Here is a 13,232-nt window from a genome sequence, read left to right on the forward strand (position 1 = left end):
GCACACATGGGTTACACTTTCCGCTTTTGTTCTGCGGGCGGTGTGGATGCTGTGGAAAGCGAGCTTTGTGATGGAAGAGCGCCTGCGCTTTGTCGCCCGGCTTCTGGATGGGGAAGCCATGACCGAGGTCTCTGCTGGAAGTTCGGCGCACCAAAGCCGTTAGATGGAGCGCGGGGAAAGGACGCTCGGCGATATGGAGCCCGAGCTGCTCACCCTTATACCGAGGATGTACCCGCCGTCGCGTAAGCGCTATATCCGTCCGAAAATGGCGCCAACATACATCGCTATCGTCTCAGTCGCATTCTGACGATACACGCCCGAACGCCACAGCAGCCGTATCCGATCGGCCAATTTGCTTCGTCGTGCGAGCGAAAAGTCGTCAAGCGTCGCCAAAGCCGACGGTGTGAACAAGCCCCTGATTGATCCAAGAGCCGCGAGGCTTACGTCATTCCAGCCCCTCCAGCGTCCACTTCCAAAGGCCATTGTCCGAGTCAAACGCTGACGTATGCCTCTGTTCGACCCGATTAGATTTTGCGAATGCTGACGATATCTCACAGACGGTAAGGGATCATAGAACGCACTTCCACCGGCTGCCGTCACCAGTTGGTAGGTCCACCAATCGTGCGCGATGAGGTTTACGGTCTTGGGTGTCTGTGCAAGCAAAGCCCTCGCTGGCCTATTCATAACCATCGTATTCCCGCCCCCGATATTCTGCACGAGGGCATTCTGAAAACTCGGCTGGCGGGAGAATAACGGCGAAAAACCAATTGGTTTTCCGGCCTCATCAATCAGCTCTGTTCTTGCGAAGTAGAGGGCCGGCCTCTCTTGCCCTGTCTTCTCGAACCAATCGGTCGCCCTCTCAAGCTTTTCAGGCAACCAAACGTCATCCTGATCGCAATACGCAAAGAGATCCCCCTGCGCTTGGCCTGCCTGGTTTACAAGCCAAAGGAAGTTCTTCCAAAAACCTTGCTGCGGCCCTTTGATTATGGTGATTTTCTGGGATACTGCTTGCGAAAAATGATGAACGATCTCGCGCGTCTGATCCGTGGAACCATCATCCGAAACAATAAGCTCCCAGTTTGCATGGGTTTGCGAGGCCAACGACTGTAGCTGCTCCTCGATATGTTCCGATCCGTTGTACGTCGCCATCAGAATGATAATTTTCTTGCCCTGACACCTCATTTCATCCGAATCTCACGTTCCTAAAACCAACACTGCAAGTTGCATTGAGCTTCTTAGGTCGACAATCTAGTCAGAGCAAGTGTTTGGCGCCCCGATGTATACTCATCCTACGATTGAACTCGCATTGGCCCGCAAGATGTCACAGTTCGGCAGGACTGAAAAGCAGCTCAGCATCTTGATTGCTCTTCATGTTGCGATCTGCTGCATCTCACTAGTTGTAATCGCAACCGCAACTCCCAAGGTTCTCATAGACGCTAACGTCTATCACATTCATTTCCGACTTGATGCGCTGTGGGTCGCATTGCTGGCGGTCACCCTGTTTTCAGTCGTGGGCGGTCTATTTGTCTTCTGTCCTTTCTCCATAGGCTATTTCGTCGGCTTTTACTTTTTCAGCATGACATCGTGCTTTCTTTGGCTGATCTGTTTCAGCGAGTTTCCGTACAATCATTTGCTCGCTGGCTGGTCGGCTGCGATCTCTTGCATAGCATTTCTGCTTCCTGCGCTCCTCCTGGGCAGGTCGTTGAAACATTCCCTGGAGGTCTCGATTACAACCTTTGATCGCATCGTTTCTCTCGCCATATGCCTGTCCGCATTCGTTATTGCGTCAGGAGCCTACTACAGCTTTTCTATCCCTCTCACGGGAGGGCTCGCCGATGCCCGCGAGACGATCTTGGTTCCAAGACCGATAGGCTATCTGGTCTGGATTAGTTCTAGCGCACTCCTGCCATTTGCCTTTGCGTATTCCCTGGCGCGTCAGTGGTACAGACGTTTGGTCGTCGTCGTCTTGCTGCAGCTCCTGCTTTTCCCCGTCACCTTGACTAAGACCGCTCTGTTTGCTCCGCTTTGGCTTACGTTTCTTCAGCTGCTGTCAGCAAGGACATCTCCGAGAAACGTGGTTGTACTCTCGTTACTTCTACCGATGACCTTCGGCCTTCTTCTTTTGCCTCTTGGATTCACTGCTGCTGGTCAACCGTTCTCGATTGTAAATTTCCGCATGCTTGCGATCCCGGCACTCGCCATGGACGTTTACAACGACTTTTTTTCGCGCAACGAGCTCACGCATTTCTGTCATGTCTCATTGCTCAAGACCATCTTGACCTGCCCCTACCGTGACCAGCTTTCGATCATCATGCACAATGAGTACCACCTGGGCCACTTCAATGCGTCCTTGTTTGCAACAGAAGGAATTGCGTCAGTTGGCCTGTGGCTCGCCCCTGTTTCAGCATTCGTTTGCGGCGTAATCGTCTCGTTTGCAAATCGAGTTTCGGCCAGCTTGCCACCCAGCTTTATCTTGGTTTCGGCCGGTATGCTGCCGCAAATCTTGCTGAACGTCCCGCTGTCCGTGGCCATTGCTACTCATGGTGCAGCCCTCCTATGTCTGCTTTGGTACTTAACACCGCGGCAACTGTTCGTATCCAATGGCACTACCTCGCGAAAGCCGGGGCTCAACACGGCCGACTCCCATCGCTCGCAGACTACTTATTCGCATGAAATTCCTTTCCCGCATCATCAGTGATGCGGGATCCGACTTGAACTCAAGCTCGGACGGGGCCGTTCTGCTGGCGCGTTGCCCTCACCCGCCTGTCCTGATCGAAGGCTCGGCGCGCGACGCTTGCTTGACACCTCGGGCAAGTCGGACGAAGTCCGCAACGAACGCCTTTACGCGCTCCTCCAGATTCGGCAACAAATCACGGACGTTCCCAGGCTCGGCTCTTTGCACGACATCTGACATTTGATCGGCCAGCGCTTCGGGATTGCGTATACCGAAGTATCGCGCCCCCCCGTCGGTCTGTTCGCGATGAACATCGAGGTCGGACAGGATCATCGGAACGCCGAACGACTTTGCCTCTTCCACGGTGGTGCTCCAACCCTCGCACTCCGAAGGATTGATGAGCGCCATCGACGCGCGCAGGAGAGCATAGACGTGTTCCAGCGGGATCATGCCGAGATGCTGAAAATTTACCGCGAGGCCCCGCGCCTTGACCTGCCTCATCGTGTTCTCAAAATAATCGGGTTCACGAAAGTCCTGCGTGCTCCCCGATGCCGCGACGACGACCTCGATGCCACGACGTTTCAGCACGTCGAGTGCGTCGATCACGAGTCGGTGGTTCTTGTGCCGCCAGAACTGATTTGGCAGATAGAAATAGCGCGGAGGCAGGCAGTATTTCGCGATCACGTCGGACGGGTTGGTGGCGAGCAGGCCGGCCGGCGGCTCGGTCGCAAACCGAACCACCGAGACGCCGTTCGACACTCCGGGATAGAATTTCCGGAGATCGCCAAGCGCGCTATCACTGCTCAACATAATGTGCCGGCCGGACGCGATCTGGACGCGAAAGCCGAGCTCTCGCCGCCAATACGCGCTCTTGGAGAAGAGATGCGGGAGCAGACGATGCTGAAAATCCGGAAACCACGCGATCGCGGGAAATGGCAAGCGCCAACCGAAGAACCGAGCGGATTCGAACACCATGTCGATGTTGTGATCGTGGAACAACGCGTACGCGGGCGCATCGAGTCCGAAGGCGAGCGCGCGGAAGAGATGGCCGCCTGCACGATCGAACACCGGCGAGCGAACCACCTCCACGCCCGGGATCCGCGCGAAGGCAGCGATCTCATCGTCATCATCCGCCGCGCCTGCAAACAGGACCGGCGTGATCGCGCCGGGACGATGGCGGTTCAAGACCTCGAACAGATTACGCTGATAGTTGTACCCCCCCGCCCACAGGCGCCTGGGAATATTGGTGAAAGCGACCCGGAGCGCCGCTTGTTCAGTCACGGTCCTGACCCTTGAACCAATCCACGTAGTCAGCGAGCCCGCGCTCGAGGGGAATCCGCCAGTCGAATTTCATCTCGCCGAGACGTCGGTGATCGGCGAGCAGGCTCGCAGGATCGCCCGGGCGCGCAATACCGGAATAGCGGACGACGGTGCTGCTTTCCCAGTTCCTGACCAGTTGAACGGCGATTTCGGCCACGCTCGCTCCCACCCCGGAGCCTCCATTGATCACGCAAAGACCGTCCGGTTGCGGGCTTTGTCCGATCCACGCCAGCAATCGGACGACGTCGCGGACGTCGGTCCAGTCCCGGATTTCAGCTCCTGTCCCGCCGAGTGTCAGGACAGGCTCGTCAGCCTTCAGCCGTGAGCAGATGTCCCAGAGTAATTGCTTGCGCAGGTTCGGTCCGTAGACCGAGAACAAGCGCACGACGGCGCAACCTATTCCATAGCTGCGCGCGTAGCTTCTGCACAGCTGCTCCATCATCAGCTTGTGCTCGCCATAGGGCGACATCGGCGCCAGCGTCGCGTCCTCCGAGATCGGGCCGACATGGTCCGCGCCATAGACCGCCGCGCTCGAGGCAACGACCAGCCGGCATTGAGGTGCAAAACCGCGCAGCCATTCCAGGAGGCGGGCCGTGCTGGACACGGTTCGGGAAAAGTCCTCAAAGGGTCGCTCGATCGACAGCCCGACGGAAGAGCCGCCCGCGAGGTGAAAGACCTGCGAGGGCGACCCATGCGCGGCCGAAAGCATGTTCAGGTTAGCCGCATCGATTTCGCCATTGGTCCAGGTCTGCAGGCCGAGCCGGCGCGCTTCGGATGGGTCGAGCGCACCGTGCCCGACGCCATGAATGCCATTGCCGGTCCGCGCCAGCTCGCGAACGAGATGGCGGCCGATGAACCCGTTAGCGCCTGTGACCCAGATGGACATCGAACTTTCTTATGCTCAACTAGCCGCATTCCGAACGGCAAACCGGATCGGCTGCCGATCCGATGCCTTGCTGATTGTCTCATCGCTCATCCGGAGACAACTCCCTGACGACGGTTGCGGGATTTCCGGCAACAATCGCGTAGGCCGGAACGTCCTTGGTGACAACCGCTCCCGCGGCTACGATCCCGCCCTCCCCAATCGTCACGCCGCGCATGACCATCGCGCCGGCGCCGATCCAGGCGTCATCGCTTATCTTAACTGGACGATCATCAAGAAAAACCTTTCTGGGGTGGCCCGTCGAAAAAATCTGCCTGGCCTGCTCGTGCCGCTCGCTAGCCTTGATTGGATGCGAGAGATTGTCGAAAATATTCACTGCATGTGAGATCAGGACCCGATTGCCAATTTGGATCGACACCCCCGACCAAATCCGCGTCCCCACGCCCACGTAACACCATTCTCCAATTGATATCCGGCCGCCGTGACCAAGAACCATCAGTTCGCCCCTGATATGCGAATAGGGGCCGATGACGATCTGGTCGCTATCGCCAAGCGCGTTTCTGATCCTTGCGCAGTGAGCCAGAAAAGCCCCCTCTTGCAAACGGCAGGTGGCACGCCCGATGAGCCGCTGGGCGAGCAAATGGAGATTGATCCCGTCTATGAATCTTGCGCAGTGGCGCGCAAGGCTGGCGGGGCTGGACATCAAGGTTTCCTCTTATATGGCGCCGACGTCTCCGCCCGAAAGTGCACAGGACATTTCCCAAAAATCAGGCTTCGACCTTCAATGGACGACATTCGCAGCGATGCGTCAAATGGCTAGAGACGCCCTACGATAGTCTGAAAGAGGCTCCACTGACGCGCCTTAGTGTGGACTTCATTGACTCGAATTCGACCGTTCGTGGCTATTTGCCGTACATCGGTCCAGTCGGAGATAGCTCGCTCGATCTGCTCAAGACAACTCTTCTCATCGTGATAGACCAGCATCGTTTCGTCGGCGACCATTCCCTCGGGATAGTGGCCAGCGTCCGAAACCAGCAGCGCACCGCATCCCATGGCTTCGAAGCAGCGCATGTTACCGCGATCCTGGCCCGCCATATCGATCGCCCCATTGAGGACGATCTTGGATCGCCCGATCAACTCGTAGAGCTCTCTTCCAAAGACCGGCGGCTTGGCGATCCCCGCAACTATCTTCGGACGCCGATGCTTCTGGAGTGGCAGCAGGTAGCCGATCCAACTCTCCGCAAGCCTTGTCAAACGCGACGAGTCAAGACAATAGACGATCTGTCGGTTTCCGGCGAGAGCAGCCACCTTCTCGAGCGTTCTTGCTCGCGCTGAATGGTGCCGTGAGTAGCCACCGACAAACAGCACGTCGATGGGGCGCTCATCCTGCACGTACTCGCTCATTGCGGGATCTATTGCAGGCGAAAACCACTCGGCCCGGCACCCCTTGTCGCGCCATGACTGTAGAATTGACGGGAAGTTTCCGAGCACCGCACCATAGGCCCTTAGGTCTGCGTTTCCCGACGGCGCCGCACGCCAACAGAGTGTCTTCTTCACGCAGCCGGGCAGCTTGCGAACAAAGGAACTCGGAAAAGCGACAGGATCGAGGTTGTAGAGCACTTCGGTTCTGTGGTGCTCGATCTGTGCGAGCAGAATGTCCTCCGGCGCTGCTCCCTGGCGGACACCATGCTCGCGTGCCCACCGGCCTTGTAGACGGCTATCGTTGGCACAGGTCAAGAACGCACTTGCATCACGGTCAAGCACAGGCTGCAGAAAATGAAGCGCGCCGAACCGATCTTGCAGAAACACATCGCGCCGTTCATGAAAGCTCAAGCCTTGTGATGCCAGGCGATTCAGGCGCGTAAGGTAGGAAGGAGTGAGACCGCAGTTCTGGAACACCCGCATATCTAAGCGTACCTTGCCAGCATCCATTTCATGTTGAGATACGGCCAGATGCGGCCGGCCGTCTCCCAGTCCCACGCCTTGGCCGCAGTCAAGCGGCCGACCGTCGCAGACAGGCGGGCTTCATCGACCAGCTCGGCGAATGCCGGCACCTTGCGGTCGAGCAAGGCTGCGATCCAGCCGGCAAGCGGTCCGTTGAGCCATTCCGGCATCGGCGAATTGAAGCCGACCTTACGCCGCGCGGTCCGGATCTGCTCCGGCATCAGGTTGGCCATCGCCCGTCGCGCGACGGCCTTGGTGTAGCCGTCCGACAGCTTGCTCGATTCCGGCAGCGTCATCGTATAAGTCACGAGGCGCCAATCCATGAACGGCATGCGGACCTCGATGCCATGCGCCATCGAAAGGCGGTCGAAGTTGCGCAGAATGGTGGGCAGCACCGTGCTGTGGAACATGCGGTAGAGCCGGCGGTTCAAGGCGCCCCATTCGCGCGGCAACTCGTCGTTTTCGGCAACCAGCGGCAGCTCGTCGGGAACGTTCAACAGGCCGCCGCGCAGGAAGTAGTGCCCCCTCGCCCTGACCGTCAAAGCCCGCACGAGATCGACGCCGCGCCGTGCCAGCGCCGAGCGTGAGGCAAGGTCGGCCGCCGCATTCCGAATTCGGAAGGCGCCCGCTTGTCCGTCCTGCAGATATGCGCCCATCAGCTCGTCTGCCCCGTGGCCATCCAGCGACACCGTCACGTCGTGGCGTCTCAGCTCCCGATAGATCAGCCACGCGGCGCTGGGCAGCCCGATATAGACGTCGTCATTGTCGTCCAGGATCTGGTCGATATCGGTCAACGCATCGCCGCGCCCGATTTCAAGGAACGTGGGCGCGACGCCGGCCCAGGCGGCCGCCACCTCGGCCATCGGCCGTTCGTCGTTCGCGGCGCCCGGGAACGTCGCAACAAAGGCGTGCCGCCATGCAGTGCTGTCGCGCGGTCCCATGCCGGCACTTTCATGCGCCGCCATGGCGCAAATCACCGCCGAGGAATCGAAGCCTCCGGACAAGCACGTCCCGATCGGGACATCGCTCCGCATCCGCAAGGCCACGGCATCCTGGAACAACTCGCGAAAACGGTCCACGCGCCCGGCTTCGGTGCGCGGGGTGTCCGGCAGATGGTCGACGGTCCGCCACCAGCGCCGGACATCCACCCCGCCATGGCGCAGCCACATGCAGTGGCCCGCCTGCAGCCGGCGGACGTTGCGGAATAGCGTCCGTTCACTACCCTCGACGCCGAACGCATCGAGCAGCATACGCCGCGCTACCTCGGTATCGATCGACGCATCGATCAATCCACTCCGCGCCAGCGCACGCTGCTCGGATGCGAAGACGAAGCGTTCGGGCGACAGAGCATACAACAGCGGCTTGATGCCGAAGCGATCGCGCGCCAGAAACAACTCGCCGCTGATGGTATCAAAGATCGCCAGCGCCCACATGCCGTTGAAGCGCAGCAGCATGTCCTCGCGCCAGGCCTGCCAGGCCGCGAGGATCACCTCGGTATCGGACTGGCTGCGGAAGACCGTTCCCCGCTCCGTGAGCTCGCGGCGCAACTCGAGGAAATTGTAAATCTCGCCGTTGAAGACGATGACGTGGCGACCGTCGGCAGACACCATCGGCTGATAGCCGCCCTGACTGGGATCGATGATCGCCAAGCGACGGTGGCCGAACGCGAGGCTCCCGTCCGCACTGGACCAGATGCCTTCGCCGAAGGGGCCTCGATGCGCGAGCAGGTCTGTCAGCCGCTTGATGTCGGCCGGTGCGACGGCATTGCCGCGAAGGTCCAATATGCCGGCAATTCCGCACATTCCCTAGGCCGCCTTGATCGGGATGAAACGGCCGACGACGGCGCGAAGGTCGCGCCAGCAGACGGCGCGATAGGGACCAAGCTGCGACGCGGTGACGGCGGCGACAAAGATAGTCGCAGCCGACAGCGACGCCACGCCGCCGACGTACCACCATGCCGGCGCGGACTCGAACGCGAAGCGATCGAACCCATGGCGAAGTGCCAGCGCCGCCAGGATCCCGACACCGAGCGGCATCAGCATGAAATGGAGCACGCGTGACCAAATACCCGCAATCTTGATACTGAGCCGCACTACGAGGACCGTCGTGATCATCTGCGCGATCATACCGACACAGGCGCTCCAGCCTGCGGCCTGCCAGCCGAAACGCGGCAGCGCGATGAGGCTGGTTGCGAGTGTGACGCCGCCGGTGCAAAGCGAGATCAGAGCATTGGCGCGGGATCGTCCCTGTGCCAGCAAATAGAATGCAAGGACATTTGCGCTCGATCCCAGGATGCCGGCGATCGACAGCACCACAAGCACCCTCTCGCCTTCTGCCGCGACCTCGGCACCGGTCCACAAATGCAGCAGCGGTCCGGCCACCGGAATGAGCCCGCCCAGCGCGCTTGCGGCCAGTACGTTGAGGATCCAGGAGGAGCGAAGCAGCAGATCGACCTTGCGGTCTTCCGCCTCCTTGTGCAGCGAACTGAAGAACGGAAACAGAGTTTCGCCGATTTTCAGGACCCCGATATAGACAGCCTCCTCAAGGCGCTGAGCGACGCCATAGAAACCCACGAATTGCGGCTGCAAGAGTGCGCCGAGGAGATAGCGGTCTGCCTGCGCGGCAAATAGCGCGCCGCCCTGGGCCACCAGCTGCCAGCCACCCAGGTGCACCAGACTTTGCAGCGCACCGCGATGAACCGCCGGTCGCGCCAACCAATCGCCGATCGCCTGGCGCGACCAGCCGAGCGTCGCGAGCAGGCTGCTGGCAAAGCCTAATGCCTGACAGCCGAGAAATGTCGACGCATGCGGCGCAGATGGGACGAGGAGCAGCATGGATCCGGTCGCGGTAACCGTACTGACGATACTGATCGACGCAATCCGCCGATAATCCTGGCGGGCCGTGAACAGCGCGAGAAGAACTGACGACAAACATTGGCACAGCCAGCCGAAGCTCGCCAATGCAAAGGCGCGCTCGAGATCATCGGCGACCGGTCCGCTGAGATGGAATCCGTGGCGCGCGAGCGGCGCGCCGGCGAAGCCATAGAAGACGGCGATCAGGGTGCCTGCACCGATTGCCAGCGCCATGGCCGTTGCAAACAACCTTCGCGCATCAGCGCGATCGGACGGCGTCAATCGTTGTGCGAGTTCGCGTGCGGTCGACATCGCCAGCGAATTGCTGAACACGAGCGCCGGTGCGATGCAGGCTGTGACCAGCCCTGCGACGCCGAAAGAAGCTGGGCCAAGGCGGAGCACGACGAACGGCAGGATGGCCAGATTGAGTGCTACCGCCACCACGAACGCAATCGCGTTCCAAGCCGAATTTCCGAGCAGATCGGGCGGACTTTTTCTCACACCAATTCCAACGGTTAGGCCATGCCTGACCTTGCTCGATCGCCGGTCGATTTCAGCAACGGAACATACGTTTTCGGGCGACCAGATTGGGCCTTGAAAGCGCGTCTTAAGGCGATTGAAGGGCTTAGGCAATGGCATCAAGCTTGGGTCCCGGTTTGCCAAGCCGCGAGTACGTCGCTGGTCCAGAAATGCGGGAACGGCGGAATCAGTAGCAATTGCCGGGGCAGGCACGAAGGGCACGAAAGAGGTGTCGCCGCCGCCGGCGTGACGGAGCTCAATGACCAGCCTGCCCGCGATTCAGCCTGACGAATGCGGATCGCTTTCTCTGGACGGTGCGGTCCATGGGAATCGCAATGGCGTCGCCCTCGTCGATCAGCGATCCCGCATTGCGTTCGCTTGAACCTTTTCCCGATCGTACCCCAAAAAGTCGTCTGTGGATCAGCGTGCTGGGCGTGGGACTAATCGGCGCCGCCTTTATCGGATTTGCAGTCCTGCTCGGCTACTGTCTGGCGAAGCTTAACGTCGACCTGTGACATGCTTGGTCAGAACACCCCGGCTTAAAGACCGTCCGACCCGCCCTCCTTCGACGTCGAGCGGGGCGTGAAGGACGCGGTGCCGCCCGTAACTGGCGTGGTCAGCTTGCCGCCCGCCCCCGGGGGCATGGCAGCCGCGCCACTCGGATCGGACTGCGGGGGCCGCACGTCCAGCCGCTGCAACGCCAGCACCTCACTGCGGTCGCCGTGCTTGAAAGTAACTTCGCGCGGCTGAACGGAGCTCAATGACCAGCCTGCCCGCGATTCACCCAGGCGCATCCGGATCACTTTCTGATCGTTGCGATCCATGAGGATCGCAATGGCGTCGCCCTCGCCGACCACGGCTCCGACCAGAACGAGCGGCAGCGGGGCCTCGGTCGCCTTCGGGGGCGGCGGCGCAGGGGCTTCTTCGCCTGGCGAGGCCGCCACGGCCCGCGGCGGCGGCCGGCGCGTCGCCGAAAAGATCGGGCGTTCCTCTGTCGCGGTAAGCGCCGACAGCGGCACAGCCCAGAGCGGGTTACCACGGGGGACCGGCTTGCTTGCGGATTGCGCCGGCTTTGCGATCGGGCGCATTGCGCCAACGTCGACGGTGTCAGTCGAATTGCTGACGGTATCCTCGGGCAGCATATCGATTCGGGACGAGGTCGCCGCCATCATCGCCCCTGTGCTCAGGGCAGGGATGATCCATAGCGCGGCCAATCCGATCCGTCCCAGCCGTGCGATCATCGACAGTCCCCCTGCGACCGACCGCCGCGTGGCGCGGCCAAGTCGGCAAACTAGTTCCAATGCGGTGCGCCATCAACCCGCGTCGAATCAAAACGACGACGAGAACCGGGGAACACGTCCCACCTGCCGGCCTTGCGCTCTCCGTTCCGAAACACTTTGCTCCACAGACAAACTGGTGAATGAGCCTACTTTTCCGCCTGCCACTGGCCGGAAACACCGAGGATCACCCTGACGCGGCCGGTGCCGCTATCGTTCAGGGTCGTTGTCTGCGGCACCTGGACATCGAGCTGGTCGACGAACAGGAACGGCATGCCGGCTTCGAGATCATAGAGCAGCTTCTGCAAACTGGATTGCTCCAGTTCGCAACTGATTACGAGACCGACAAGACCATCCTTGGTCTGGGCGCCGGAGACGTCGACCTGCGACGACTGGACCGAGCCGCCGACGTTACCGACCGCGGAGGCGACGCGCTGCAGAAGATTGGCGCCCGCAACCGTCACGGTCGGTCCTTCCAGGAAAGGCGTGCCCGGATGGTCGGCCGACAAGGCGGCCTTTCCACCGATGCCGGCCTTGCGGCCGCGCAACTGGTCGAGCAGATCGGAGGTCTGCGTCAACGCCTGCCGATGGGCGAAGACGTCGGCGACCGAGAGCCCCGCCATGAGCAGAAGACCACCGGTCATGGCGACATAAAGGGTCACCGCGATCAACGGCGAGGTAGTCAGGGCGCGCGTCATGGTGCTTTGGGCGCTCATGGCACGTTCCTCGGCTCGATCTGCGCCTCGATATGGAAGCGCTCACCGGGGTCCGAGGGCGAGCGCGTGGTCGGGGCGTAGAATGTCGCGCGGGTGAAATGCTGGGATTGCTCGATCAGCGGGATCAGCGACGGCGCATCATGCGTGATGCCCGCGATCTGCAGCTTATTGCCCGCGAGATGCATCTCGGTGACATAGGTGTGATCCGGCAGCACGCGGCTCAACGACTCCAGCACGATCACGCTCGCCGCCGTCTCGTATTTGCGACGCTCGAGAAGCGCGAGCGGCGAACGTTCGCCGCCATCGGTTCCCGTGCGCAGCGCGGCTCGGCGCTGGGTGATCTGCCGCTCGAGCTCGTTCTCCTGCACGCTGAGGCTGTCGGCCAGATAGCTCGTGAGAACGGAAGCGATGACTGCTGCGACGGCGGCGACGCCGAGCACGATCTGTAGCATGCGGCTCAGGCGGGCCCGGTCGATGGCGCCGCGGGACTTCTGTTCGAACACTTTGATCCGGGCCTGCCCCGGTTCGGCCACATCGGTGCAGATCGCGATTGCGGAGGGATGGAAGGCTGACACCGCGTCGACATAGCCCATCGCGAGCTTGCGCGGCGCTGCGGCGATCACGGTCGTGATGGCCTCGCTGCCGCTTGCAAACGGCGCGCCGCAGCCGAATACGGCATCCCCGGCGCTCCACGGCGTCAGCCGGTCGATTTGCGCTCGCACGATGCCTTCGAGGAAATCGGCGGCGCGGGCCGGCAATTCGAGCGGGCGGAATAGGAAGCGCGTCGGCCGCAACACGATCTCGATGCGGCTTCCGCGAAGCACCGGTGCCAGATTGGCCGCGGCGAACTCGCCGTCACGAAAAGCGATCCCGGCCGGAACGTTGTCCGGCCTGTTGGCGGCCTCCAGCGCAAACTCTCCGCTCTCGCTTTCGACAAGCCGGACGAGACGCGGCGACACCATCCGCTCGAAACCGGCGACGATGGTCGCAGCGACCGTGCCGGTCCAGGCGTTGAGGATGGCGCGTGTCGATTGCAGTAAATTCATC

Annotated in this window: 12 protein-coding genes; 2 read left to right on the forward strand and 10 right to left on the reverse strand. The window is 61.0% G+C overall.

Going from position 1 to position 13,232, the window contains the following annotated elements:
• Window positions 1–249 precede the first annotated feature (249 nt).
• Entirely contained in the window at window positions 250–1,149 is a 900-nt protein-coding gene (locus SO156_RS24460) for a glycosyltransferase family 2 protein (RefSeq protein WP_498536517.1), read from the reverse strand.
• 157 nt (window positions 1,150–1,306) lie between these two features.
• Here SO156_RS24460 and SO156_RS24465 point away from each other — a divergent pair, with 157 nt between their 5' ends.
• The gene (locus SO156_RS24465; protein WP_498536518.1) at window positions 1,307–2,698 is read left to right on the forward strand and encodes a hypothetical protein; all 1,392 of its coding nucleotides are present in this window, start codon (window positions 1,307–1,309) and stop codon (window positions 2,696–2,698) included.
• 57 nt (window positions 2,699–2,755) lie between these two features.
• Here the strand turns inward: SO156_RS24465 and SO156_RS24470 are convergent, their stop codons facing one another.
• The 6 genes from SO156_RS24470 to SO156_RS24495 form a co-directional block, all read right to left on the reverse strand.
• Window positions 2,756–3,955, reverse strand: coding sequence for a glycosyltransferase family 4 protein (locus SO156_RS24470; protein ID WP_458150664.1), 1,200 nt, complete (start codon window positions 3,953–3,955; stop codon window positions 2,756–2,758).
• Window positions 3,948–4,880 (reverse strand): NAD-dependent epimerase/dehydratase family protein, encoded by a 933-nt coding sequence (locus tag SO156_RS24475; RefSeq protein WP_458150665.1) that lies wholly within the window; start codon window positions 4,878–4,880, stop codon window positions 3,948–3,950. The genes SO156_RS24470 and SO156_RS24475 overlap by 8 nt, the downstream gene beginning before the upstream one ends.
• Window positions 4,881–4,959: 79 nt before the next feature.
• Complete coding sequence (locus SO156_RS24480; RefSeq protein WP_458150666.1) at window positions 4,960–5,580, reverse strand: acyltransferase; 621 nt, start codon at window positions 5,578–5,580, stop codon at window positions 4,960–4,962.
• 113 nt (window positions 5,581–5,693) lie between these two features.
• Window positions 5,694–6,809, reverse strand: a complete 1,116-nt coding sequence (locus SO156_RS24485; RefSeq protein ID WP_498536519.1) for a glycosyltransferase family protein — start codon at window positions 6,807–6,809, stop codon at window positions 5,694–5,696.
• Complete coding sequence (gene asnB / locus SO156_RS24490; protein ID WP_498536520.1) at window positions 6,785–8,623, reverse strand: asparagine synthase (glutamine-hydrolyzing); 1,839 nt, start codon at window positions 8,621–8,623, stop codon at window positions 6,785–6,787. Before asnB ends, SO156_RS24485 begins: the two co-directional genes overlap by 25 nt.
• Before the next feature lie 3 nt (window positions 8,624–8,626).
• On the reverse strand, window positions 8,627–10,174 hold the full coding sequence (locus SO156_RS24495; RefSeq protein ID WP_498536521.1) for a lipopolysaccharide biosynthesis protein: 1,548 nt from the start codon (window positions 10,172–10,174) through the stop codon (window positions 8,627–8,629).
• A 341-nt stretch (window positions 10,175–10,515) separates the two neighbouring features.
• Here SO156_RS24495 and SO156_RS24500 point away from each other — a divergent pair, with 341 nt between their 5' ends.
• Window positions 10,516–10,707 carry a hypothetical protein gene (locus SO156_RS24500; protein WP_458150670.1) on the forward strand — a complete coding sequence of 64 codons (192 nt, stop codon included), beginning with the start codon at window positions 10,516–10,518 and terminating at the stop codon, window positions 10,705–10,707.
• 24 nt (window positions 10,708–10,731) lie between these two features.
• Here the strand turns inward: SO156_RS24500 and SO156_RS24505 are convergent, their stop codons facing one another.
• The 3 genes from SO156_RS24505 to SO156_RS24515 all read right to left on the reverse strand — a co-directional run bounded on the left by SO156_RS24505 (window position 10,732) and on the right by SO156_RS24515 (window position 13,231).
• A complete protein-coding gene (locus tag SO156_RS24505) occupies window positions 10,732–11,433 on the reverse strand; it encodes a hypothetical protein (protein ID WP_498536522.1) in 702 nt (233 codons plus the stop codon).
• A 185-nt stretch (window positions 11,434–11,618) separates the two neighbouring features.
• Window positions 11,619–12,185: a type II secretion system protein GspM gene (gspM, locus tag SO156_RS24510; RefSeq protein ID WP_498536523.1), complete on the reverse strand. Its 567-nt coding sequence runs from the start codon at window positions 12,183–12,185 to the stop codon at window positions 11,619–11,621.
• Entirely contained in the window at window positions 12,182–13,231 is a 1,050-nt protein-coding gene (locus SO156_RS24515; protein WP_498536524.1) for a PilN domain-containing protein, read from the reverse strand. Before SO156_RS24515 ends, gspM begins: the two co-directional genes overlap by 4 nt.
• Window position 13,232: the final 1 nt, after the last annotated feature.

The organism is Bradyrhizobium sp. UFLA05-125 (genome assembly GCF_059803515.1).

Coding starts and splice junctions, on each gene's coding strand:
- gspM (WP_498536523.1), bottom strand. CDS start 12,185: ATGAGCGCCCAAAGCACCATGACGCGCGCCCTGACTACCTCGCCGTTG.
- SO156_RS24515 (WP_498536524.1), bottom strand. CDS start 13,231: ATGAATTTACTGCAATCGACACGCGCCATCCTCAACGCCTGGACCGGC.
- asnB (WP_498536520.1), bottom strand. CDS start 8,623: ATGTGCGGAATTGCCGGCATATTGGACCTTCGCGGCAATGCCGTCGCA.
- SO156_RS24480 (WP_458150666.1), bottom strand. CDS start 5,580: ATGTCCAGCCCCGCCAGCCTTGCGCGCCACTGCGCAAGATTCATAGAC.
- SO156_RS24505 (WP_498536522.1), bottom strand. CDS start 11,433: ATGATCGCACGGCTGGGACGGATCGGATTGGCCGCGCTATGGATCATC.
- SO156_RS24475 (WP_458150665.1), bottom strand. CDS start 4,880: ATGTCCATCTGGGTCACAGGCGCTAACGGGTTCATCGGCCGCCATCTC.
- SO156_RS24460 (WP_498536517.1), bottom strand. CDS start 1,149: ATGGCGACGTACAACGGATCGGAACATATCGAGGAGCAGCTACAGTCG.
- SO156_RS24485 (WP_498536519.1), bottom strand. CDS start 6,809: ATGGATGCTGGCAAGGTACGCTTAGATATGCGGGTGTTCCAGAACTGC.
- SO156_RS24500 (WP_458150670.1), top strand. CDS start 10,516: ATGGGAATCGCAATGGCGTCGCCCTCGTCGATCAGCGATCCCGCATTG.